Here is a 22,845-nt window from a genome sequence, read left to right on the forward strand (position 1 = left end):
CTTAATGTTTAAATTTTGAATTAATTTTAAATAAATATGTTTATTTATCCTAACTCATTGTATTTAAATATTAATTTATAAGAAGTAAATAATGCTTAATTATCATTCTTGTGGATAACTTTGTGAATATACTATTCATACTTAAAAAATTTAATCTACAATTAATTGAGGCTTTAAAAATCTGATGAAATAGTAGTAAATCAAGTCTAGGCATATATTTCTAAAATTAAAAGTAGTTATAATAAAATTTATTAATGAATTTAACACATGGATTTTGCTCTAAATCTAATCATTATTGTTGCTGATCAGCTTATGCTGTTCATTATCAACATGCTAGTTGCTAGACATGCTGGCGAAGCTTTGTTTGGCGATTACACTGTAGCAACAAGTTCACTTTTTTTAATTGCGACCCTGATTACTTTAGGAATTGATTCAATCATTGCTTACTATGTTCCTAAGTATTATGTGCAAAGTAAATACAGCAATATTGTGAGCTTAACACAGCAAGTTGCACGTTTTTTAAAGCCACTTTATTTATGGGTTATTACATTGGGATGTATTGGAGCCGTTACCCTTATCGCTTTAGCATCTGCTCTTAAAAATATAACTCTATTTGATATAAGCCATCCCTTATATTTGTTTCTTTGGGGCACAGTTGCTTTATCTTTATATACTATCTCAATGCAGTACTTTCGAGCTATTAATTATATGCGTACAGCAATTTTATTAAGCTTACTGCAGACAATTTTCTATTTTATTTTAAGTTTAATTATTTATTTTTATCTCTATCCAGCCATCCTCCATGATAATAAGCACTATTTTCCTCATATCATGCTAATAGGTTTTATTTTAAGTTACTTATTGATATTGGCAATTGTTACGGTTTTATATAAGCGCTCAGACATACATTCATTTAAACCAGAGTCAGCAAATACAAGTATAGAGTGGAGGGAGAAAATATATGGTTACACGATTCAAAACTTAAATCGCTATATTTTTACTGTGATTCCATTAATAGTTATGGAATGGTTAGGGAATAAGGAAGGCTCAGTTGGCTTATTTGCAGCTGTCACCTCCATTATTGCAATTGCTGCTATTGCTATTGCTCCAATAGGGATATTGATTGGGCCAGATATTTCTGCTTCTTTTGCTCAAAGTCGTGAAGCACTTAAGAAAGTAATTCAAAAATACTTACTAATTTGTGTTAGTATCGCCTTAATCGTGATGTTAATCCTTGGCCTGTTTGCTAAACAAATTTTATTACTGTACCAGTCTCATTTTACTAATGCATTACCTTACACTTACGCATGCTTGATTAATATCTTAACTTATTCAATCACAATGCCTTTATCAAAAATGATTCAGTATTCTCATAGAGGCAGTGAGATTGGAGCTAAGCTGACACTCAGCCTATTACTTTTTCAGTTTGTTGCCTGCATTATTTTAATCAGCTGGTTAGAGCTTTTAGGAGCCATTATTTGCTATATTGGGATAAACATTATCTATATTATAGCAATGTTAATTTTAGGCTTAAAAATTTATAAAAATGACCCTTTTGGTAGCGCAAAAGTATAAGTCCTAATGTTTAGCGATTTATTAGCCATAGAATTATCATAATAATTAAACTAATAATAATTGAGGTAGTAATTGGAAAATAAAAAGTAAAATTACCTTTTTTTATGAGAATATCCCCAGGTAACTTGCCTATACCTAACTTTTTTATCCAGGGCCATGTTAAACCTAAAAGTATTAAAATAACTCCCAATCCGATAATAATTTTTTGCATAAATATACCTACCTTAACTAACTGAAAACTATTAATTTTTGTTAAACATTTAAAAATTAAGCCTATTTTATAGGCAGAGTTATTAATTTTAAGCTTGATTTTTGGTTTTTAATTTCTCTACAATGCCTTGTCTTATCTTTTGATGTGAGGCTATAATGAAAAATAATAAAGCTGTCTCAGTAAAGCAAGATAATAAAACCTTTAAATCTAACAAAACAATCATCGCGTCTCTCTTAGCAAGTAGTTTCTTTTCTCCAACAACGTTCTCTGAAGTAAAAGCCGATTTTGGAAATTTAATAAAGCAATCAGATTTTTTAGTTAATAATCATTTTAGCTCTGTAGCTACAAAAGAGGTAGAGAGTTTCTTTATTAATGGTGGGGATGGAAGTGATGGCGGTGATACTAACAATATTGAACCTGGCATCTCTGGTCTTGGCGGTGTCGGGATGCCAAACGGTACGAGCGGTGGTATAGGTGGAGAGCCTGGTGCTGAAGGCGGTTCTGCATTAAATGGCGGGCAAGGCGGTGAGGGGGCAATATCAAGTGGAGCGGGTGGCGCAGGCTTCTTGAAAGGTGGTTCTGGCGGTAAAGATGCTTTTGGCGGCGGTGGCGGCGGAGGTGGTGGAATAGATCAATTCACTGGCCAAGGCAGGGGTGGTGGAGGAGGTGGTGGCGGCTTTCTGGATATTAGTGCCGGTGCTGGTGGTGGCGGCGGTGGCGGCGTGGGACAAAACTTTCTTTTTTCTCCAACAGAAATTGGTGCACACTTAGGTGGCAATGGTGGCCGTGGGGGTGATGTAACTACAGTTGGTGTCTTAGGTGGTGGTGCTGGTGGTGGCGGAGCTGGTGGAAGTGCAGCTATTTTTAATGTAGCTGTAACTAATGGTGTTAATGCATTTGATAATATTGGTGGAGATGGTGGCAGAGGCGGAAATGCTGTTGGCAGCGGTGGCGGTGGTGGCGGCGGTAGTGGCGGCACCGGTCTGTTATTTACTCAAAACGCCAATTTAACCAATGTTGGTAATATAGTTGGTGGCAATGGTGGCAATGGTGGCAATGGTGGTGGCGATAGTGGTACTGACGTTTCCGGTGGTACAGGAGGTTCTGGAGGTGACGCAGTACAAATTTTTGCAACAAGTAATCAGATTATTAATATAGGCATTATCGAAGGCGGCAATGGTGGTAATGGTGGTGCAGTTGCCAATAATCCGAATATATCGGGCTCAGGTGGAATTGGTGGTTATGGTTTATTGATTACTGGAAATAGTCATATTAATAATAGTGGCCTTATCAGCGGTGGCAGTGGCGGTGCGGGTGGTAACGCAATTGAAAACGCAATAGCCAGTAGTGGCGGCAACGGCGGAAATGCCATTAATGCCACTGATGGCGGTGTAATAATAAATTCAGGTGTAATCCGCGGGGGCAATGGCGGCACAAGTGGCCTCTTTACAACTACGCCAAGTATAGCAGGTAGGGGTGGTGCTGCCATCAGCGGCAGTAATCTTAACATTATAAATCAAGGCAGTATTGAAGGAGGATTTGCCAGCGACAATATTGGTGAGGATTTATTCAGAGCCCCTGCTATTGAATTTTTAGATGGCGTGAATAGGCTTGAATTACAACCGGGTTTTTCCGTTTCAGGTTTAGTAATTGGCGTGGCTGGCGGTGATGATGTATTTGCTTTAGGCGGTAATGGGAGTGCTATTTTTGATATATCCTTATTGGGTACAGGTGGTCAATATCTCAATTTTAATAGTTATGAAAAAACAGGAAATAGTGACTGGACTTTAGTTGGATCTTTACCCGAGCCTAATATTATTACCCTATGGACCATCAATCAAGGCAAATTAAGTATTTCAAGTAATGAGCAGTTAGGTGACAATTTAAGTTTGCTAACTTTAAATGGTGGCGTTTTACAAACTACCGCATCTATGACTATGGATAGGCCTATTACTTTAGCTGCAGAAGGTGGTACGTTTGAAACATTAGCTGATCTTACTATAGGAAGTAATCTTAATGGTGTAGGCAGTTTAATAAAAACTGGGCCAGAAACATTAATATTATCAGCAGTAAATACCTATATAGGACCAACTATTATAGCTAATGGTACTCTTGCTTTAAATAAAGCAGGTGATTTAGCTAATAGTAGTGGTATTAATTTAATTAATTCAGGAACAGTATTTGATATTGCAAATGCTAATGATAAGAGAATTATACAATCATTAGCAGGTGTAACAGGTAGCTTAGTTAATTTGGGTTCAACTCATCTCATTATTGATCAAGCCATTACAACAACCTTTGCCGGTGAATTTATAGGCACACAAGGATTTACTAAACAAGGCACAGGTACTCTTATTTTAACAGGTATATCACCAGCTTACTTAGGGACTGTCTTATTAAATGCAGGTAATTTAGTTGTCAACGGAATATTAGGTGGTGAGATAGACATAGGTTCAAGTGGACGTTTAAGTGGTAATGGCACAGTGGGAACAACACGAGTCACAGGAACCATTGCTCCGGGAAATTCCATTGGTACATTAACTGTTGCAGGTAATTATGAACAACTGCCAAGTTCAATTTATGAGGTAGAAATTAATCCTGCAGGTCAAGCAGATTTAATTGCTATAACAGGTACAGCATCTATATTACCCGGATCGGGAGCTTATATATTAAAAGAGCCAGGGCTTTATTTGCCAGGTACTCGTTATACTATTCTGACCGCAACAGGTGGTGTTAGTGGAACTTATAGTAACTTATTACAGAATCTACCATTTTTAAATTTAGTTCTTAATTATGATAGTAATAATGTCTATTTAGATATTGTTCGTAATAATAGATCATTTGCTTTCTTCGGTAATACCCCCAATGAAATTGCTACGGCAACTGGTGTTGAAAGCTTAGGTGTGGGCAATCCTCTTTATAATGCTTTTTTAAATTTCGATAATGTGCCCTTGCTCAAAACGACATTAAATAATTTAAGTGGTGAAATCTATTCTTCTACATTAGGTGTCTTACTCGAAGAAAGCCGCTATATACGTGATGCTATTTCTATGCGTCTAGATGATCAAGCGAATTTCCTTCCGCAAGTAAAAACCATGACAGGTCTTACTTTTTGGGCGCATGGTTTTGGTGCCTGGGGTAAATTAGGCGGTAACTACAATGCTAGTGAACCAGAACGTTCTACACAGGGCTTTTTTATAGGAGCAGATCAAGAAGTCGGTATAATAGGGCGGGTGGGCCTTGTAGGTGGCTATAGTCGCTCAAATTTTGATGTCGATCGCAGAAATTCATTTAGTGAAAGTAATAATGGTCATGTAGGTCTTTATGCTAACGCTTTTTATAATCGATTTGTTGCCAATATTGGCGTAGCTTATAGCTGGCACGAAATTAGTACTAATCGCAGCATTAGTTTTCCTTATTTTAATGATCACTTAACTAATAACTACAATGCTAACACAGCCCAAGTATTTGGTGAGCTTGGCTATGATTTACAAGTTAACCGCTTTTCTATAAAGCCGCTCATTAATGTTGCTTTCATTGATGTTAGTTCAGATAGGTTTAAGGAATACGGGGGAGCAGCAAGCCTAAGAGCTCGACAAGCTTCACAAGACATGACCTATACAACGTTAGGTATAAGAGAAAAAGGCCTGTTATATACAACAGATAACTATGCACTTAATCAACGTCTTTTCTTAGGTTGGCGTCATGCATACAATAGTTTAACGCCCCAAACTACATTTAACTTTGCATCAGGTAGTTTGCCATTTTTAATTGGTGGTACACCGGTTGCTCGCAATGCACTTCTTGTGGATGCAGGTGTTGATGTAGCACGACTTGCTAATGATGTACATTTAAATATTTCCTATTTTGGGCAATTTGGTTCTCGAGTCAAGGACAATGGTGTGGCTGCGAGGTTAACTTGGAGCTTTGATGGTCCAACTCCTCAAATAAAATAATTTATTAGGGTTTCGCCGGGCCATGGCCCGGCCTACAAAATTAGCTTGAAACCTCGGTAAGGCGGGCTCTTAATTATAAGCAATCGATTGGATCTTTAAAAGATAGGTTAGGTCTTTGCCCAACAATAAAACTAACAAGCAGGAATAGTTAATAAATATTATGATGGAATACTATTTTCCACTACTTCATTTTTCTTCTTACTACTTAACAAAAGCTCTTCAGCATGATTACGTGTTTGCTCAGTAATCGTTAAACCACCTAACATGCGAGCAATTTCATCAATTTTATCTTTTTCAGATAGAGCAACAATATGGGAATACGTCTGCTGATTATCACTAAATTTTTCTACTACAAAATGATGATGAGCAGCTGCGGCAACCTGAGGTTGATGAGTGACACAAAATACTTGTAGTCGTTCACCTAATTGGCGTAGAAGTTGACCTACTAACGCTGCTGTTGCGCCTCCTATTCCTACATCAACCTCATCAAAAATTAACGTCGGCGTTGCACCTCGCTGCGCAGTAATCATTTGAATAGCTAAGCTAATCCGAGAGAGTTCGCCGCCTGAGGCGATTTTACTTAATGAATCTGGCGCCATACCGGGATTAGTGCAAACCTTATATTCTACTTTATCAAGACCATAAGGTTGCATTTTATCAAGGCTAGTTATTTCGATAGATACTTTACCTTTAGGCATCCCTAATTGTTTTATAATTTTACTTATTTCATTGGCCAATTTTTCTGCATGGATAACTCTAGAATTGTGGAGTTTAAGTGCTTCTTTCTCATAAGTTTGTAATTGATTTTGATAATGTTGCTCTAAAAGTTTAATCTTTTCTTTTGCATCTTGATAAGCTTGGAGCTCTTCTTGTAAACCAGTAAGGTGGTGAGTAATTTGCTCGGGCCCTACATGATATTTACGTGCCATATGGTGGATAGCACTTAAGCGATTTTCTATCTCTTGTAAACGCTCAGGATCAAGTTGTATGCGCTCACCAAAATGTTGAATTTCATCTAATGCTTCTTCACATTGTATTAAAGCGCTACTAATCAATTCTAAGGCATTTTTAATATTAGTTTGCTCTTGAGGTAAATCCTGAATTAAGTGTAAAACCAGATTAAGTTGCTGGTAAATACAAGGTTCATTATCTGCGTTTAATAACTGAGAAATTTGTTGGGTATAATGAGTATAATCTTGCGCTCGATGCAGTAATTGATGCTCTTCATTTAATTGTTTAATTTCGTTTTCTTGCAGAGCAAGGTTACTTAATTCCTCAATCTGAAATTGTAAAAGTTCAATTCTATCTCTAGAACTTTCATGCGTTTTTAATGCATCAATTTCATTTTTTACTTTCTGACATTGCCTGTAAAGATGATGCACATTGTCTACAAGCTTATCATGATTTGCGAACCTATCTAACTGCTCACGATGAGTTTGATGCAGCATTAACGTTTGATGCTGATGCTGACCATGAATATGCACTAACATTTCACTTAGTTCTTTAATTTTTTGCAAGGGAAAAGGTTGGCCATTAATATAAGAACGGGAACGTCCTTCGCTATAAATAACGCGCCTTAAATAAACTTCTCCCTCCTCATAATTAAGATCATGTTGTGTTAACCAATGAGCTGGCTCGCTGGCCTTATCAATTTGAAAAGTGGCGTGAATATCACATTTTTCTTCACCGTATCGAACGACTGATGCATCTGCTCGACCTCCTAAGGCTAAAAGCAGCGCGTCAATCATAATTGATTTTCCTGCTCCTGTTTCCCCGGTAAACGCACTCATTCCTCTAGTAAAATCAAGTTCAAGCAATTTAACGATAGCAAAGTTTTCAATACGTAAATCAATGAGCATAGCTTATCCTTGATGCTTTGATTCCCAGCCAAGTTTTATTCTTAGCGTATCATAATAATGATAATCACATGGATGCAATAAGCGAAGCTTTTGTTTATTTTGTTCAATACAAACCTGTTGCCCAGGTTTAACCATTCTCGATTCATGCCCATCACAGCTAATCCGTAAATCAACTTCATTGTGATCGCTAATAACCAGATCGATAATCGAATTAGCGTCAATGACTAAAGGCCGAGAGCTTAAACTATGGCAAAACATAGGCACTAAGACAATGGCATTTAATTGTGGATGCATAATAGGACCACCTGCGGATAAGGAATAAGCAGTTGAGCCGGTAGGTGTCGCAAGAATCATTCCGTCTGAACGATAGTGACTGACAAATTGCTTATCAATATACACATCGAATTCAATTAAGTGCGTATCACTACCTCGTCCTAATACTACATCATTTAAGGCATTGCCATGAAAGTAGGTTCTTGTTTTATCGTGAATTGTAGCACTTAACAAAAAGCGCTTTTCTTCTAAGTAATGCCCGTGTAAAACAGCCTCTAGTTGCTTTTCAATGTCAGTAGGAGAAATATCAGTTAAAAAACCTAAACGACCACGATTAATTCCTATCACTGGCACATCAACTAAAACAGCCATGCGTGCTGCGGATAGTAAACTACCATCGCCGCCTACAACCACGATTAAGTCCTTTTTTAGCCCCATTTGCTCATGGGCTATAATGGGTAAGTTGGTAACAAATTTATGAGCAGTATCACTATCTATAAATACTTCAATTTTTTGGGCGTCTAAAAAATGACTAAGACGTTGTAGCGTCTCATTGATCTCCTGAGTCGCCCGATGCTGCCTTGCATAAAGAATAACGCGCTCAAATTTAGGTTTCATAGTGATTAGCTTTTAATTATCCGCATTAGCTCGTGATGTACGTTTACGATCTGTTTCATTTAATTCTTTTTTACGTAACCGAATAGATTGCGGTGTTACTTCCACTAATTCATCATCATCTATAAATTCTAATGCCTGTTCTAATGATAGCTTAATGGGTGGTGTAAGAAGAATATTTTCATCACTACCCGATGCCCGGATATTGGTTAATTGTTTTTCCTTGGTTACATTCACAACTAAATCATTATCACGAGCATGAATGCCTACAATCATGCCTTCATAACACATGGTTTGTGGTTCAATAAATAAGCGGCCTCGCTCTTGTAGATTAAAAAGAGCAAAAGCAGGAGCCATACCTTGGCAATTGGCAATTAAGACACCATTATTGCGTTTACCTAATCGACCTTTAACTGCTGGACCATAATGATCATAAACATGATACATAAGTCCTGTTCCAGAGGTACTAGAAAGAAATTCAGTATGAAAGCCAATTAAACCGCGAGTAGGAATAATATAATCAAGTCGCACACGGCCTTTACCATCTGGAAGCATATTTTGTAGCTCACCGCGCCGTTCACCTAGTTTTTCCATAATAGTACCTTGATGAGCTTCTTCAACATCAATGGTTAGACGCTCATAAGGCTCTAGATATTGCTCATTTTCTTCCCGCATAATCACTTCAGGTTTGGAAATCGCTAATTCATAACCTTCTCGGCGCATGGTTTCAATTAAAATAGATAAATGGAGTTCGCCACGGCCTGATACTCGAAATTTATCAGGATCAGCGGTATCTTCAACCCGCAAAGCAACATTATGTAGTAACTCCGTGCCTAAACGCTCTCGTAATTTACGGCTGGTAACAAATTTACCTTCTTGGCCGGCAAAAGGAGAATCATTCACTTGAAATGTCATGCTAATTGTAGGCTCATCAACCATTAAAGGAGGAAGGGCTTCGACCTGATTAGGATCACACAAGGTATCGGAGATATTAAGTTGCTCAATACCAGTTACAGCAACAATGTCACCAGCGCTCGCCTCTTCTATTTCAATACGTTCAAGGCCTTTAAAACCTAATAATTGTAATAAGCGGCCACTGCGAATTTGACCATCTTTATCAATGATTTTAATCGGTGATTTAGCTTTAATGTGACCGCGGGTAACCCGCCCGATGCCAATGGTACCCACGTAAGAAGAATAGTCTAAGGAGCTGATTTGCATTTGAAAAGGACCATTTTCATCTACATCTGGAGATTTAACTTTATCAACGATTGTTTGTAATAAGGTAGACATATCGGTTGCTTCATCATTTAAATCAAGCTTGGCATAACCATTTAAAGCAGATGTATAAACTACGGGGAAATCAAGTTGAGTGTCATTAGCGCCTAGATTGTCAAAAAGATCAAAGACTTGATCCATGACCCAATGCGGCCTTGCGCCTGGTCGGTCAATTTTATTAATGACGACAATCGGATTTAAACCACGAGCAAAGGCTTTCTGCGTGACAAAACGAGTTTGTGGCATTGGCCCATCAACGGCATCAACTAATAGTAAAACACTATCAACCATGGATAAAATGCGCTCTACTTCACCACCAAAATCAGCATGCCCTGGCGTATCAACAATATTGATTTGATAATTTTGCCAATAAACACAGGTGTTTTTAGCTAAAATAGTAATACCGCGCTCTTTTTCTAAAGCGTTAGAGTCCATAATGCGTTCAACACGGGGTGCTCGTTCATTAAGGGTTCCTGTTTGTTGCAGTAACTTGTCAACTAAGGTAGTTTTACCATGATCAACGTGGGCAATGATAGCGATATTGCGAATCATTTCAATCATAAAGAGCCTTGTATTTAAAAATGATGCGATTCTAACCTACTTGTAATAGGAAGTCGCCTATTAAGCTATTTTTATACCTAGCAGGATAGAGAAGATAAGACTAACTAATACTAGTGAGTATTAATTAGTCATTATAACATGATATTAAAATTCATGGATATATTTTAACAGTAATCACATTTTCTTTACCGCTGAATCATCAAGTTCTATTCCAGGATCAGTTTGCTCAACAGTATTTTTTTGAGAGGTTTTATCATCCATACTCACATTGTCTAGAGTTGAATCTGGTGTCTCTTTTGTTGAATCTTTAGACATAGGCTTAAGGCCGAAATTTGTCTTAAGGCTTTTTTCAAAAGCAGTGTGCATCTCGTTTAGGGCTTTCGGTATGGCGCCGTCGTTAATTTCATTAAATGTTTTTTTAATTGTTGATTGTATATTTTTAACACCTTCTTTAGCATTTTGCGCTTTTAGTACCGCGTCGTCTTTAATTTCATTAGCTCTGCTTAAAACGCCAGCTCCAACTGCGCGCCAACCCCCGTTTTTTTTAAACGTTTCGCTAAATTCAAATATTTCTTTGTTGTTTTTATTTGTACCATTGATCCAATCATTTGCATCCTCTTTATCTTTATCCTCTTTTTTAGGGGGCACGGTTGGATTTGTTGGTTTAGGTTCAGGCTTTGGCGTAGAAATCTTTTTTGCTTCAGGGCCATTTGCTGCGTTATCATCATTTTTAGCACTTTGCGCAGAAGGAAGACTACCCGAATTGCCCATAGGAGTCATGGCTGGAGCCGTAGTAGTATCATTTGCCGTAGTAGTATCATTTGCCGTAGTAGTATCATTTTTAGAACCATTAGTAGGCATAACATTAATTCCTAAAATAAAGTCATTAAATCTTTACTAAATCATAGCATAATTCGTCTTTTTAAGCTTTTTAGTATGCAATCTTTACAATTTCTAAACATTTCGAGTTAAGATTTAAATTTTATGAAGATGAGTTAATTAGGATAATGGATAATATTATGAAAAATTACTGATTCTTGATTAAGATTACGATAACCGTGAGCAATATCAGCGTTAAAGCGTATACTGTCACCCGCTTTTAAAGTTTGCCAATTTTCCCGAATAAGTACATCCATTTCGCCACTAACCACAATGACATGCTCAATTACACCTTTAGCATGAGCAGATGATAATTGCCTACAATCTGGTAATAATTCAATTTCAAATACTTCAAAACTTAGCTGTTCATCAAATGGAATAAGTGGCGTTAAAGAAAGTTTTTCTTCATGATGATTAATTAAACGGGGCTTGTTGTGTATATAGCTAAGATTTTTGGTATCTAAATTTTCTTTTAGAAAGGAAGAGAATGATACCCGAAAACCACTAGCGATCTTCCATAAAGTAGCTACTGTTGGTGATGATTCAAAACGTTCTATTTGCCCTAGCATGGCTTTGCTGACAGTTGTTACTTGAGCAGTTTTATCTAAGCTCCAGCCCTTTTGTTGTCTTAAAAAGCGCAAGCGTGAACCAATAAAGCGCGTTAAATGATCCATTTATTCTCCTATTAACCATTGTGCGTTATAGCGCACAATGGTATGCTTAACACTAATGTGCGTTATAACGCATAGAGAGCATATAGTAGTAGCACTAAGTTAAGAAAGAAAGCTTTAAAGGCCTTATTAATTCTAAATTGTTATTCTTGCTGGCCAGATAAAAGAGAAAGCAGGTAGCAACTGTCTTGAATCAAAAACTCAAAACAGTTACCACACTTGCTCTATAACTACCTTCCGCGACTTGTTCGCGGAATCTAGGAATCAGCCACATCACTGGATCCTGCGGACAAGCCGCAGGACGTAGGCTGGGTAAAGGGGGCTGCATACATAGAAGTGTCATAGGTTGAGCTAAACAAAATGCAGCCCAACAATTGTGAATAGTCAAATGCCTTAAATTGTTGTGCTGCGCTATGCTTAGCCCAACCTACCTGTACTTTAATCGGACGGTAGTGCGCTTTTCGTAGGAAGGACAGGACTTATATAAGAATAAATTCTTGCCTTTGCGAGAAAGTGACAAGATCTTTTAACTCAGCGCGTTTCAGCATACAGGAATTCCACCATGGCAAGCAATTGTTCTTTAAGTCAAATGATGGCTGGATTTATGTCAGTCATGATTGGCTTTAGTAGTACGGCTGTTATTATTTTACAAGCTGCCGCTGCTGCTGGTACATCTACAGCAGAATTAAACTCGTGGATTTTTAGTCTTTGTGTAGGCGTTGCCTGCACTTGTATTGGTTTATCTCTTTACTACCGCATTCCTATCTTAACTGCCTGGTCAACACCAGGCGCGGCTTTTCTAATTGCAAGTTTGCCAGGTATTCCACTTAATCAAGCCATTGGAGCATTCATTTTTTCAGCATTGCTAACTATATTAGCTGGTGTAAGTGGCTCGGTGACAAAAATCATGCGCTTCATTCCTACGTCGCTAGCAAGTGCTATGTTAGCGGGTATATTGTTGCATTTTGGTATTGGCTTATTTATGGCTGTACAAGGGCAAGCATTATTAGTGTTAGGTATGATTTTTATTTATTTGCTTGGAAAACAATTCTTTCCACGTGTAGTAATCCTAATAGTTATGGCCGCAGGTATGATTATCGCTGCCGGCGAAGGGCTAATTAACACGGCTGCTCTTCATTTAGAATTTGCTTATCCGATTTTCATTAAGCCAGAGTTTTCTTGGGCCGTCCTAGCGAGTATTGGTTTTCCTCTTGCTATTGTCACCATGACTTCACAAAATCTACCAGGCTTTTCAGTCTTGAAAGTAGCAGGGTATCAACCACCTATTTCAGCGATAATAAGTTGGGTCGGTGTTGCTAATTTATTAGTGGCCCCCTTTGGCGGCTTTTCTGTAAATTTAGCTGCATTAACAGCCGCTATGTGTGCTAATGAAGAAGCGCATAAAGATCCAGCTCTTCGCTATTACTCTACAATTTGGGCCGGCTTTTTTTATTTATTAATTGCGCTTTGTGGCGCCACTTTATTAGCTCTACTTGCAGCGCTTCCTAAAGAATTAATGGCAGCCCTTGCAGGCCTTGCTTTACTTAGTACCTTAGGCTCTAATCTTAAAGCGGCTGTTGAAGATGATAAGCACCGAGATTCTGCTTTAATTACTTTTCTTGTTGCGGCCTCAGGCATTAGTTTATTGGGAATTAATGCTGCTTTTTGGAGCTTATTAGCCGGTTTGATAGCATCTCACTTGCCTGGCTCATTTGCAAAATTGCTAAATAAGTTACAACATAATTAATAGAAGCTCTAAAAATTACTAGGTAAGGTGTGGGTTTAAAACGTAATACTTTTTATTTAAAGGAAAATTGCTCACCAACTTATTTTAATTTAAGCCTTTATTTAAAAGAATTAGGATGGAAAAAAAGTAGTTGGCGCAGTCTCGCTAAATTTAGTAGTGATAATTTAGCGTTTAACGAGGCTGCTGCTCAATGCCTTGAATATAAACACTTATTAGCCGATTTAGTTAATCAAAACTGTCCAAGGGTCATGCCAGTAACTTATGGTATTAATGATCATAATTGGCCGATAATATTAAATCAAATTGCCCAAAAATTTTATTTAAGAAATAATCAATTACTCAATGAAGTAGACAATTTAATTTGGATTTTAAAACCAGCTTTATTAAATAATGGGCAATCTATTAAATTATTTAATAAGTTAAGTGATTTAGAGCAACACTTCTTAAGTACAAATCGTTTAGGTGGTGAACATGTGTTGCAGTATTACATCCCTAATCCGCAGTTACTTAGAGATCAACGTAAATACAGTATCCGGCAATTTATGGTACTTACTAACTATGCTGGGGCTTATCTTTATCCACATGGCTATTTTAATGTGGCTATGCAACCTTACACTCCAAACGATATTGTTAATCTTAACGCTCATCTAACAAATGAACATTTGCATGGTAATGATCCCAATGTTATTCAGATTCCAACCGATCAGTTTACTTTTTTTCCCGACTTATATTCTCAAATAAAGGTCATTTTGGAAGAGGTAATTTTGGGACTACAAAGAAACTATCCGAACGCTTTTAAGCTTCATAAAAAACCTACATTTGCTTTGTTTGGTGTTGATTTTATGGTTGATGATCAAAATAAAGTTTGGTTACTTGAGGCCAATCATGGTCCATGTTTTCCTTCCACTGATGATCATCCTCTGCAGCAGCATTTATATCAGCCTTTTTGGCGTGCTATAGTCAGAAATTTCGTCTTACCTATAAGTAATCAAGAGTTATTACACGCAATAGAAGCTAGAGATTTCACTAAGCTTATAAACAGATAGTTAATCTTTATAAATGTCCTGGATTAAAGGCACAAAGATTTCTCTTTATCGGTTATTATGAAAACAATAATTAGCAAATTAAATTGTATATATTTTAATCTAACTTAATAATAACTTAACAATCGGATGATATAATGTCCTGAATTACTAATGTTTAGGAGTAACTCATGCTATTTCATCAAGAGAAGATTGCTGACTTAATTAAAAGTGCAATTAATACCTCAGTGCCGGGCCTTAATCACAATCCTGAACAAGGCTGGCAACATAGCAATACACCAATTTTTGGGTCAAACAGTAGTACTAAAGTCTTAAATAAATTTTTACAGGATATAAGCTCAAAGAGGCCTGATGCTTTATTTGATTGTATTGAAAAGTTAAATAAAAAAAGGGAGAGGTTAGTAGAAGATTACATACAATTTATTACTGCATTAGGACGATATAGGGACCATTATGAAAATATGGGTAGTCCAGTTTCTTGGCCCAAGCCAGACGATTTAGGTGAGAAGTATCGACAAGCCATTTCCCATTTAGAGAAAACTATTAAACAATTAAAAGTAATGGCATTACAGCCAGCCATGACATTTGCAGCTGTAACCCATCCAGAATACGTAGCTGATCCAGAAAATTCACATCCAGCTCAAAATATTTTCCAATCGTACGCTCAAGAAGATAATTTGCGACATATCATGGGATATGCTGGATTCTACACCTATAAGTTTCCCAAACTTCAAGAGAGCCAAGAAGCAGATAGTCAACAAGAAGCTGCTGACTCTGCTCCCTCATCTTCTGTACCTCGTTAATTTTAGGACAAAAATTAATTTTAATTACTGACCCGCTTTCTAAAAAGCGGGTTGCCTTTTAAACGCGAATCTTATCCTATCAATTTAATTAACTAAAGGAATTTTATCCAAATTAGCTCATATTGGTATGTTATTTGCTAAACTGTGTATAAGAAGTAAGAAAAGGAGTTAGTCATGGATAAGTTGATTCTACATCCTACTGAGACTAGTCAATGGTATGCCTTAGTTAATGAAGCTCAAGCATCTACTCGCTTAATTCTTAATGAAAATACTGAAAGTTATTTAGTTTTCTTGCTCATGCGCTTTTCACAAGGTCCTAGATTGATAGAATCAGTTATTGCGTTAGACTTTTTAGAATCAATGCAAACAACAGGCCGCAGGCAAGCCGATTTATTAAGGGACGTAGGGGATAAAAGCTTACTTTTTTGTGGCTTATTTCCTGGCATCGCTGAACGCCGTAAGCTTAATTTAAATTATTTTTCTAATATAGGGCAAATTGCTTATCTTAGTGTTGGGGAGCTACATACGCCTGAGACGGCAGAACTATTTTTCCAACTTAGCGCCCAATTTGCTACATTACAACAAGTATTACAGGCTATGCGTGGTGAATACTTAAAGTTTAGTGAAATAGATCCGGGAATTATTTCAGCAACTAAGCTGCCATTACAATAATGTAGTTAAAAAATTAATTGCCTTTATGAAATAGCATGGTAATGTCAATGGCGTCAAAGCTATAATGTTGATTACAAAAATCACAAGTAACATCAATTTTACCTTTCTCAGCCAATAACTCTTTAATATCCTTTTCACCTAAAACTGTTAATACTTGTCTCATCTTGTCAGGACTACAGCGGCACTTAAATGTGACCATTTTGTTGTCAAAAACTCGAATATCGGTTTCGTGATATAAACGATATAAAAGCGTTTCATTATCAAGATTAAGTAACTCTGGCTCACTTATCGTTTGGCCAATATGTACTGCATATTCCCAAAATTGTTCGCGCTGCTCGGAACTTTGTCCTGGCATTAATTGCAGTAAGAGACCGGCAACTTTTGTATCATCACTTGCCAGCCATACACGACTTGGTATTTGTTCAGATTGGGCATAATAATACATTAAATTTTCAGCCATAGAGGTACTTTGGATAGGTAGAATACTTTGATAAGACTGGGTCTGATTATAGGGATTGATGGTAAGCACCATTTTCCCCTCTAAAAAAGCAGCAGCATATTCTTCAGTTGTTAAATCAGGTTGAAACTTCGCAAATCCTCGTAAATGTAACTGATGATCGCATTGAATTAATAGAAGCGGTAAGCGTTTGTCGCCTTGGAATTGTAAGCTTAGTTCCCCTTCAAATTTGATGCTGCCTATCATTAACAAACAGGATACTAATGCTTCCCCTAAAACATTTTTCACCATGGGTGGATAAGTTCTTTGGTTAATAATAGTTGTGTAAGCATGATCTAAATGGGCAATTTCCCCACGAATACTAGCGTGTTCGAACATAAAGCGTTGTAGACTATCCATGGTTATTCCCCATTTAAGTAAAATCAAAATCAACTATTCTAACATATGCTTATTTAATGCTGAATGTGTATAATTTAGCAAATTTCTTTAATAACACGATGGCTTTAGACTGCAGTAAATTTACAAATTAGCCTTAAATTTTTCCTACTACTTATAGCGTTAGATCTTTTGTATTTCTATTAGAGTTTAGCTCGCTATAATAACTTGCAAAATATTTAGGCTTTTTAACTTAAAGTATTTAGTAAATAAAATTAAGTTTATCTAGGATGTATTAATGCTTAATCCTCACCAAATGGCAGCTGTGAAATATATTGATGGGCCCTTACTCGTTATAGCGGGTGCTGGGAGTGGTAAAACACGAGTTATTACTCAAAAGATTGCTTATTTAATAGAACAATGTGGTTACAGTGCGTCATCCATTTATGCCATTACTTTTACCAATAAAGCAGCTGAAGAAATGCGTAGTCGAATTGCGGCAACTATTAATGCGCCTAAGCGTCGTGGCTTAAATATAGCAACTTTTCATACTCTTGGTTTAAAAATCATCAAAAAGCACTTGGAACGGTGTAATTTACGTACCGGTTTTTCTATCTTTGATAGTGAAGACAGTCAACAGTTATTAAAAAATTACTTACCTATTGGGCGCGCTCAAGATCGAGATTATCTAGCTCAAGTGCAACACCAAATTTCTAGATGGAAAAATGACTTATTAACGCCTAAAGATTGCTATAAGCAACCAAAGACGAGTCCAATTTTTGACGATGCCCTATTAGTCTATGAGCAATATCAAGAAGCACTTAAGGCCTATAATGCGGTTGATTTTGATGATTTAATCAAAATTCCTGTTCATCTTCTTAATCAAGATGCCAAAATTCGTGAATTTTGGCAAAATAAAGTCCGTCACTTATTAGTTGATGAATACCAGGACTCAAATACCAGTCAGTATTTATTTATTAAATTATTAACAGGCATTCGCGCTCGCTTTACTGTGGTGGGTGATGATGATCAATCAATCTATGCTTGGCGCGGAGCAAGACCTGAAAATTTGGCACAGTTGAAAAAAGACTATCCGCAATTAAAAGTTATTATGTTAGAGCAAAATTATCGTTCAACAAGTCAGATCCTGCATGTCGCGAATACTTTAATTGCCAATAATACTCATTTATTTGAAAAAAAATTATGGAGCCAACTAGGTCAAGGCGAATTATTGCGTGTTCTATGCTGCAAAGATGAACAAGATGAGGCTGAACAAGTGGTTATGGATATGATTAGCCATAAATTGCGTTTAGGAAAAAAATATGGAGAGTATGCGATCTTATATCGCGGCAATCACCAATCTCGTATTTTTGAAAAAGTTTTGCGCCATCATAGTATTGCTTATCGGATTAGTGGTGGCCAATCTTGGTTTGCCCGTGCAGAAGTGAAGGATGTTTTCGCTTATTTAAGGCTAATATGCAATGAAGCAGATGATGCTGGATTTTTAAGAGCTGTTAATACGCCTAAGCGAGGTATTGGTGATGCGAGTCTAACGGCTTTGGGCCAATATGCACAATTAAGGCAACTTAGTTTATTTCAATGTGCTGATCACATGGCTTTGGCTGAGCGGATTGCTGAGAAGCCACGTTTAGCATTAGAAAGCTTTAAGCGATGGGTATTAGGAATTAAAGAGCGTCTAGCTAATCATGCTAATCCTGTCGAGATATTACGCGAAATGGTCGAGGAAAGCGGTTATGAAGCTTACCTTTACGAACAGTGCAATTCACCAGCCAGAGCGCAACGTGGTATGGAAAATATCTGGGAATTGCTCGATTGGGTAGGACGCTTATTAGAAAAGGATGCTACGCAAACTTTAAGTGATGTAATTAATAAACTTATCTTAATTGATATTTTAGAACAATCCGGCGAAGCTAATGAAGACAGTGTACAGCTTATGACGTTACATGCAGCAAAAGGACTAGAATTTCCTTTCGTTTATTTAGTCGGTATGGAAGAGGATTTATTACCGCATCGGGTGAGTATTGATGAAGATCAAATTGAAGAAGAAAGACGTTTAGCTTATGTAGGTATTACACGTGCGCAGAAGGGGCTTTGTTTAACGTTGGCTAAGCAGCGACGTCGCGGCGGTGAAATACAAGATTGCCTACCGAGTCGCTTTCTAGATGAATTACCAAAGGATAGTTTAGAATGGTTTGGTAAAGGTGAACGCAACGAAGAGCGGTCTAAAGCCTTGGCTAAATCCCATTTAACTAGCTTAAAAAGTTTACTTAATTAACGTTTGTTTGACATAAAAGAGACAAAGGCTCTTTTGTGTCGCTAAACAAACGTTAATTAGTGTGGATTTCATTAAGCTAACTAAAGCAATCAATCTATCTGATTGACTGCTCTAACTATTAGGAATAAAGCCTTTTATGCTGCTGGTGAGACACGGTTAGAAAGATCTTCTAAAAATTCAGTGGTTGTAGTTTTCTTAGTAAAGAAACGAGGTTTTTGGTAAGTAGCATCGTGAGCTGCTTCTTTAACTTGGGCAGCAGGATTGAGCTGAGCGCCAGTTTTTCTAATTTCATCTTGTAATGCACTAAGTTTAGCTTCTTTTTCTTCTGCAACCTTAGAATTAACCAATACACCTTTTAAATGTTTGTTTTTAAAACTTTCAATTCGATAATCAGCTTGTTCAACACGCCAGTCTGAAGATACTTTTTGTTCTTCCGATGTAACTTGCACATTTTCAACAGGTTGTTGTCCTGTTTGTTTATTCCAAGCTTCCTTGAAACTTAAAGCATGCTTTGAGCTATCTTTATTACGTTGGCTTGTCGCATAATCCCAAAGCGCTGCTAATAAATATAAGGGTGAAAAAACAACTTTTAAAAATCTAGTTGGCAAATCAACTTCATGAGTATGTCCTTCATCTGCCTGTAATTGTTCTTTTAGTAAATCCTTTGTTTGATGATAATGATCTGTGTGTTTATGATTATGCACATGCTCTTGTTCAAAAAAGTAATGTGCATCTTCAAAACCTTCACTGATGATCCCTAAAAGGGCTGAAACAATTTCGGGGACACCTGGCACTCTGTCGGAAGTAACTCCAATGCTAACTAAATGTCCTAAGAAGAGAAGTATTCTTAATGGCGTAAGGGTTAATTTAAGAAGGATTCGGGCAGGGTTAAATAGCTGCAGCCAATTTTCATGCTCTTTAAGTTTTTGAAAAGCATTTTGGATTGATGTAGAGGCCTTAGTAAAAATATTTCCCTTCGTACGTGTCAAACCATCAATCATTTCTAATGATTCACTCGTATTTTGCAAATTGAAAATAAGGGTTGAAGTACCGGTAATAATAGGATTAATGATTCCCATAATGAATGCTGGCATTTTACCCATCCAAGTAAATAGAGGTTGGGCAGTTTTGGCAACGGTCCACCAGGTTCCAGCTGTACAAATGGTGAGTGCTACAGTAAGTGTTAATAAGCTAACTGCAGTAATTGCTAAAAAGACATTACGTATTTTGTGCTCGGAGGCGTTTTCTTTAGTGAAATTATTTTTAATTTTAAAAAACCATTTACGTAAAGTGTCATTATTAATCATGTCTGTTACGGCATTATAAGTAAGAAAGCCATAAGCAGCGCCGGCAATAATTGCCATAGGGACAATAGCAAGAGGTAAAATGGTAAAAGGAAGGCTTGCAAGTAGCGGAATAGTTGCAAATCCGCCCACTAAAAGATAGGTTGTCCCTAATCCCATAAATACACCTGCTAAAGCGCTAAAAACTCGCACTCCTTTAAACGTGGTTGTACGGTATACTAATTTTTCTATTGCTTCTTTTTGCCCATGGGTAGCAAGCCAAAATTGTAATTGAATTTTATACTTACTATAAGTATTAAGTTCATCTTCATTAGGCTTTTTATAAAGTTGGAGGGCAAACCATTTGCGCATATCAGACATGGTTTTTTCTATTTTCTTTTTACGCGCGAGACTCTCTTTATCTAAATTTTTATGACTAAATTTGTTTAATAATTTTAATTGAGCTTCATAATCTTTAAAAAATTGTGGGCAATCTTTATCGTCTGTATCTGGAAAATGATGCAATAAAAACTCATCTGCTAAATAGCGAGGTAAGTAATCGCCTTTAAAAAGTTTTTTGAAAGCACCTTTGATATTTTGTAAATAAATTTCACCTTCATAAGCCACTGATAGACCAAACGAAGCAAAGGCTAAGGGTAATAATGGCAATATGGCATACATACCACCAAAACTTAAAAAACCGATAATTAAACTTGCACCTAAGGTTAAGAGAGTTAGTAGTAAATAATAAGGGATCTTTTTTGTTTTCATTGTTCACCAAGTAAACATTTTACGAAGGCGTAACTTTATAACAAATGAAAATGATTATCAATACCATTTAGGTTAAAATAGAATCAACAGGTTTAGAAAACATAATTTCGATTTAAAAATTGTTATTTTTGCAGCAAACATTTCCATTCATAATTCAGTTAATAATCACTTTGTAGGCTAAGTAACTTAAAAATCAATTTCCATATTTACAGTGATGAGGTACCATCAAAATGATTTTAACAGTTAAAGGAGCAATAATGCGTTCTTACTCATGGATGACTCTGTTTTCAGCAAGTTTTTTGTTAGCTAACCCAGTAATAGCAAACACTAGCGCGAAAACAGAGCAACTAAAGGTTCCTCAGTGTTTAGCAGCACATTTACCCTCAGACTATACCGTCATTGCGGAGAATAATTCTTTTAGAATTATAGACATACCGGCCACTGATTTAGAAAAAATTGTTCATATTGCTGATAAAGTAAAATGTGGTCGTTTTACTAATATTACCCATCGTATGCAAAGTACGAATAGACAGGCTCGTCAAAAACAGGCACAGCAGTTATTAGTTAAATCGCCTAAAAAAACGTTATTAGCTCGTCAAAGTGCTTATCCTATTCAACATCAAGTTGAAGTCTCGGAAGCCATTGGCAAAGTTAATGTTGAAACTATTATGGCAACGTTAACTCATTTAACCTCCTACGAGAATCGTTCAGCAACTAAAGATACAGGTGTTCAAACAGCTAAATGGTTACAGGCTAGATTTGAAGAGTTGGCAAAAGGTGCAAAACGCAGTGATACTGAGACTTACTTTGTAAAAACAGGTAGCTATTATAAGCAGCCATCATTGGTAACTGTATTGGGCAAAGATATTAAAGCGCCTGCTATTGTAATCGGTGCTCATATGGATACGTTAGATGGTAGAATGCCAGGCGCTGGTGATGATGGTAGTGGTTCATCTAGTTTAATGGAAGTTGCCCGTGTTTTACTAGAATCATCTTATGAATTCAAAAGGCCTATTTATTTTATTTGGTATGCTGCAGAAGAGCGTGGTTTAGTTGGCTCTCAATATGTTGTAGAACATTTTTTAGATGAGTCCATTCCAGTTAAGGCTGTAATGCAACTTGATATGACAGGCTTCCGTAATGATCGTAATGACCCAACTATGTGGGTTTTTAAAGATTATACTGATCGTGCTCTAACAAATTTCGTTAGTGACTTAATTCAGACTTATCTTGGTGTTCCAGTTGCAGAATCCTATTGCGGTTATGGCTGTAGCGATCATGCTTCTTGGGATGATGAAGGAATTCCCGCAGCTTTCCCTTGTGAAACAAGCTTTGAAGATCATAACCCCTATATTCATTCATCTAAAGATACAATGGATCGTTTAACGCCTGAGCATATGGCTAATTTTAGTAAACTAGGATTAGCATTTGCGATTGAATTAGCAAGTGAGTAGTATCTTTTTAATTTTTTTGATAATCCTATAGATTTGGTGGTCATTCTGTTAAGAGTGACCACTTTT

17 protein-coding genes are annotated in these 22,845 nt (G+C 36.9%); 8 read left to right on the top strand and 9 right to left on the bottom strand.

Going from position 1 to position 22,845, the window contains the following annotated elements; all coding sequences use genetic code 11:
* Positions 1 to 267: 267 nt before the first annotated feature.
* The gene (locus tag E1P04_RS08740) at positions 268 to 1,575 is read left to right on the top strand and encodes an oligosaccharide flippase family protein (protein ID WP_131782539.1); all 1,308 of its coding nucleotides are present in this window, start codon (positions 268 to 270) and stop codon (positions 1,573 to 1,575) included.
* 10 nt (positions 1,576 to 1,585) lie between these two features.
* On the opposite strand, the gene E1P04_RS08745 is transcribed toward E1P04_RS08740, so the two are convergent.
* Positions 1,586 to 1,786 (bottom strand): DUF2905 domain-containing protein, encoded by a 201-nt coding sequence (locus E1P04_RS08745; RefSeq protein ID WP_131782540.1) that lies wholly within the window; start codon positions 1,784 to 1,786, stop codon positions 1,586 to 1,588.
* A 155-nt stretch (positions 1,787 to 1,941) separates the two neighbouring features.
* Between E1P04_RS08745 and E1P04_RS18235 the strand changes: the two genes are divergently transcribed.
* The gene (locus tag E1P04_RS18235) at positions 1,942 to 5,742 is read left to right on the top strand and encodes an autotransporter outer membrane beta-barrel domain-containing protein (protein ID WP_165482720.1); all 3,801 of its coding nucleotides are present in this window, start codon (positions 1,942 to 1,944) and stop codon (positions 5,740 to 5,742) included.
* Positions 5,743 to 5,900: 158 nt separating this feature from the next.
* On the opposite strand, the gene recN is transcribed toward E1P04_RS18235, so the two are convergent.
* The 6 genes from recN to E1P04_RS17635 form a co-directional block, all read right to left on the bottom strand.
* Positions 5,901 to 7,601 carry a DNA repair protein RecN gene (recN, locus tag E1P04_RS08765; protein ID WP_131782541.1) on the bottom strand — a complete coding sequence of 567 codons (1,701 nt, stop codon included), beginning with the start codon at positions 7,599 to 7,601 and terminating at the stop codon, positions 5,901 to 5,903.
* A gap of 3 nt (positions 7,602 to 7,604) precedes the next feature.
* Positions 7,605 to 8,492 carry an NAD(+) kinase gene (locus E1P04_RS08770; protein WP_131782542.1) on the bottom strand — a complete coding sequence of 296 codons (888 nt, stop codon included), beginning with the start codon at positions 8,490 to 8,492 and terminating at the stop codon, positions 7,605 to 7,607.
* Between the two features lie 12 nt (positions 8,493 to 8,504).
* Entirely contained in the window at positions 8,505 to 10,328 is a 1,824-nt protein-coding gene (typA, locus tag E1P04_RS08775) for a translational GTPase TypA (RefSeq protein WP_131782543.1), read from the bottom strand.
* A 174-nt stretch (positions 10,329 to 10,502) separates the two neighbouring features.
* The gene (locus tag E1P04_RS08780; protein ID WP_131782544.1) at positions 10,503 to 11,189 is read right to left on the bottom strand and encodes a hypothetical protein; all 687 of its coding nucleotides are present in this window, start codon (positions 11,187 to 11,189) and stop codon (positions 10,503 to 10,505) included.
* Between the two features lie 134 nt (positions 11,190 to 11,323).
* Positions 11,324 to 11,881: a helix-turn-helix domain-containing protein gene (locus E1P04_RS08785; protein WP_131782545.1), complete on the bottom strand. Its 558-nt coding sequence runs from the start codon at positions 11,879 to 11,881 to the stop codon at positions 11,324 to 11,326.
* 190 nt (positions 11,882 to 12,071) lie between these two features.
* On the bottom strand, positions 12,072 to 12,266 hold the full coding sequence (locus E1P04_RS17635) for a hypothetical protein (protein WP_165482721.1): 195 nt from the start codon (positions 12,264 to 12,266) through the stop codon (positions 12,072 to 12,074).
* A 174-nt stretch (positions 12,267 to 12,440) separates the two neighbouring features.
* On the opposite strand from E1P04_RS17635, the gene E1P04_RS08790 reads away from it, so the two are divergent.
* The 4 genes from E1P04_RS08790 (at position 12,441) to E1P04_RS08805 (ending at position 16,143) form a co-directional block, all read left to right on the top strand.
* Positions 12,441 to 13,625, top strand: coding sequence for a benzoate/H(+) symporter BenE family transporter (locus E1P04_RS08790; RefSeq protein ID WP_131782546.1), 1,185 nt, complete (start codon positions 12,441 to 12,443; stop codon positions 13,623 to 13,625).
* A 29-nt stretch (positions 13,626 to 13,654) separates the two neighbouring features.
* Positions 13,655 to 14,671: an ATP-grasp domain-containing protein gene (locus tag E1P04_RS08795; RefSeq protein WP_131782547.1), complete on the top strand. Its 1,017-nt coding sequence runs from the start codon at positions 13,655 to 13,657 to the stop codon at positions 14,669 to 14,671.
* 167 nt (positions 14,672 to 14,838) lie between these two features.
* Complete coding sequence (locus tag E1P04_RS08800) at positions 14,839 to 15,471, top strand: hypothetical protein (protein ID WP_131782548.1); 633 nt, start codon at positions 14,839 to 14,841, stop codon at positions 15,469 to 15,471.
* Between the two features lie 174 nt (positions 15,472 to 15,645).
* On the top strand, positions 15,646 to 16,143 hold the full coding sequence (locus E1P04_RS08805) for a hypothetical protein (protein WP_131782549.1): 498 nt from the start codon (positions 15,646 to 15,648) through the stop codon (positions 16,141 to 16,143).
* A gap of 13 nt (positions 16,144 to 16,156) precedes the next feature.
* Here E1P04_RS08805 and hslO read toward each other — a convergent pair whose 3' ends face one another.
* Positions 16,157 to 16,999: an Hsp33 family molecular chaperone HslO gene (gene hslO, locus E1P04_RS08810; RefSeq protein WP_131782550.1), complete on the bottom strand. Its 843-nt coding sequence runs from the start codon at positions 16,997 to 16,999 to the stop codon at positions 16,157 to 16,159.
* Positions 17,000 to 17,273: 274 nt separating this feature from the next.
* On the opposite strand from hslO, the gene E1P04_RS08815 reads away from it, so the two are divergent.
* Entirely contained in the window at positions 17,274 to 19,271 is a 1,998-nt protein-coding gene (locus tag E1P04_RS08815) for a UvrD-helicase domain-containing protein (protein WP_131782551.1), read from the top strand.
* 134 nt (positions 19,272 to 19,405) lie between these two features.
* On the opposite strand, the gene E1P04_RS08820 is transcribed toward E1P04_RS08815, so the two are convergent.
* The gene (locus E1P04_RS08820; RefSeq protein ID WP_131782552.1) at positions 19,406 to 21,325 is read right to left on the bottom strand and encodes a hypothetical protein; all 1,920 of its coding nucleotides are present in this window, start codon (positions 21,323 to 21,325) and stop codon (positions 19,406 to 19,408) included.
* 257 nt (positions 21,326 to 21,582) lie between these two features.
* On the opposite strand from E1P04_RS08820, the gene lapA reads away from it, so the two are divergent.
* Entirely contained in the window at positions 21,583 to 22,779 is a 1,197-nt protein-coding gene (gene lapA, locus E1P04_RS08825) for an aminopeptidase LapA (RefSeq protein ID WP_131782553.1), read from the top strand.
* Positions 22,780 to 22,845 lie beyond the last annotated feature (66 nt).

Origin of the sequence: Legionella gresilensis, assembly GCF_900639865.1 — a bacterium.
Lineage (GTDB): Bacteria > Pseudomonadota > Gammaproteobacteria > Legionellales > Legionellaceae > Legionella_C > Legionella_C gresilensis.

Coding starts and splice junctions, on each gene's coding strand:
- E1P04_RS08740 (WP_131782539.1), top strand. CDS start 268: ATGGATTTTGCTCTAAATCTAATCATTATTGTTGCTGATCAGCTTATG.
- E1P04_RS08745 (WP_131782540.1), bottom strand. CDS start 1,786: ATGCAAAAAATTATTATCGGATTGGGAGTTATTTTAATACTTTTAGGT.
- E1P04_RS18235 (WP_165482720.1), top strand. CDS start 1,942: ATGAAAAATAATAAAGCTGTCTCAGTAAAGCAAGATAATAAAACCTTT.
- recN (WP_131782541.1), bottom strand. CDS start 7,601: ATGCTCATTGATTTACGTATTGAAAACTTTGCTATCGTTAAATTGCTT.
- E1P04_RS08770 (WP_131782542.1), bottom strand. CDS start 8,492: ATGAAACCTAAATTTGAGCGCGTTATTCTTTATGCAAGGCAGCATCGG.
- typA (WP_131782543.1), bottom strand. CDS start 10,328: ATGATTGAAATGATTCGCAATATCGCTATCATTGCCCACGTTGATCAT.
- E1P04_RS08780 (WP_131782544.1), bottom strand. CDS start 11,189: ATGCCTACTAATGGTTCTAAAAATGATACTACTACGGCAAATGATACT.
- E1P04_RS08785 (WP_131782545.1), bottom strand. CDS start 11,881: ATGGATCATTTAACGCGCTTTATTGGTTCACGCTTGCGCTTTTTAAGA.
- E1P04_RS08790 (WP_131782546.1), top strand. CDS start 12,441: ATGGCAAGCAATTGTTCTTTAAGTCAAATGATGGCTGGATTTATGTCA.
- E1P04_RS08800 (WP_131782548.1), top strand. CDS start 14,839: ATGCTATTTCATCAAGAGAAGATTGCTGACTTAATTAAAAGTGCAATT.
- E1P04_RS08805 (WP_131782549.1), top strand. CDS start 15,646: ATGGATAAGTTGATTCTACATCCTACTGAGACTAGTCAATGGTATGCC.
- hslO (WP_131782550.1), bottom strand. CDS start 16,999: ATGGATAGTCTACAACGCTTTATGTTCGAACACGCTAGTATTCGTGGG.
- E1P04_RS08815 (WP_131782551.1), top strand. CDS start 17,274: ATGCTTAATCCTCACCAAATGGCAGCTGTGAAATATATTGATGGGCCC.
- E1P04_RS08820 (WP_131782552.1), bottom strand. CDS start 21,325: ATGAAAACAAAAAAGATCCCTTATTATTTACTACTAACTCTCTTAACC.
- lapA (WP_131782553.1), top strand. CDS start 21,583: ATGCGTTCTTACTCATGGATGACTCTGTTTTCAGCAAGTTTTTTGTTA.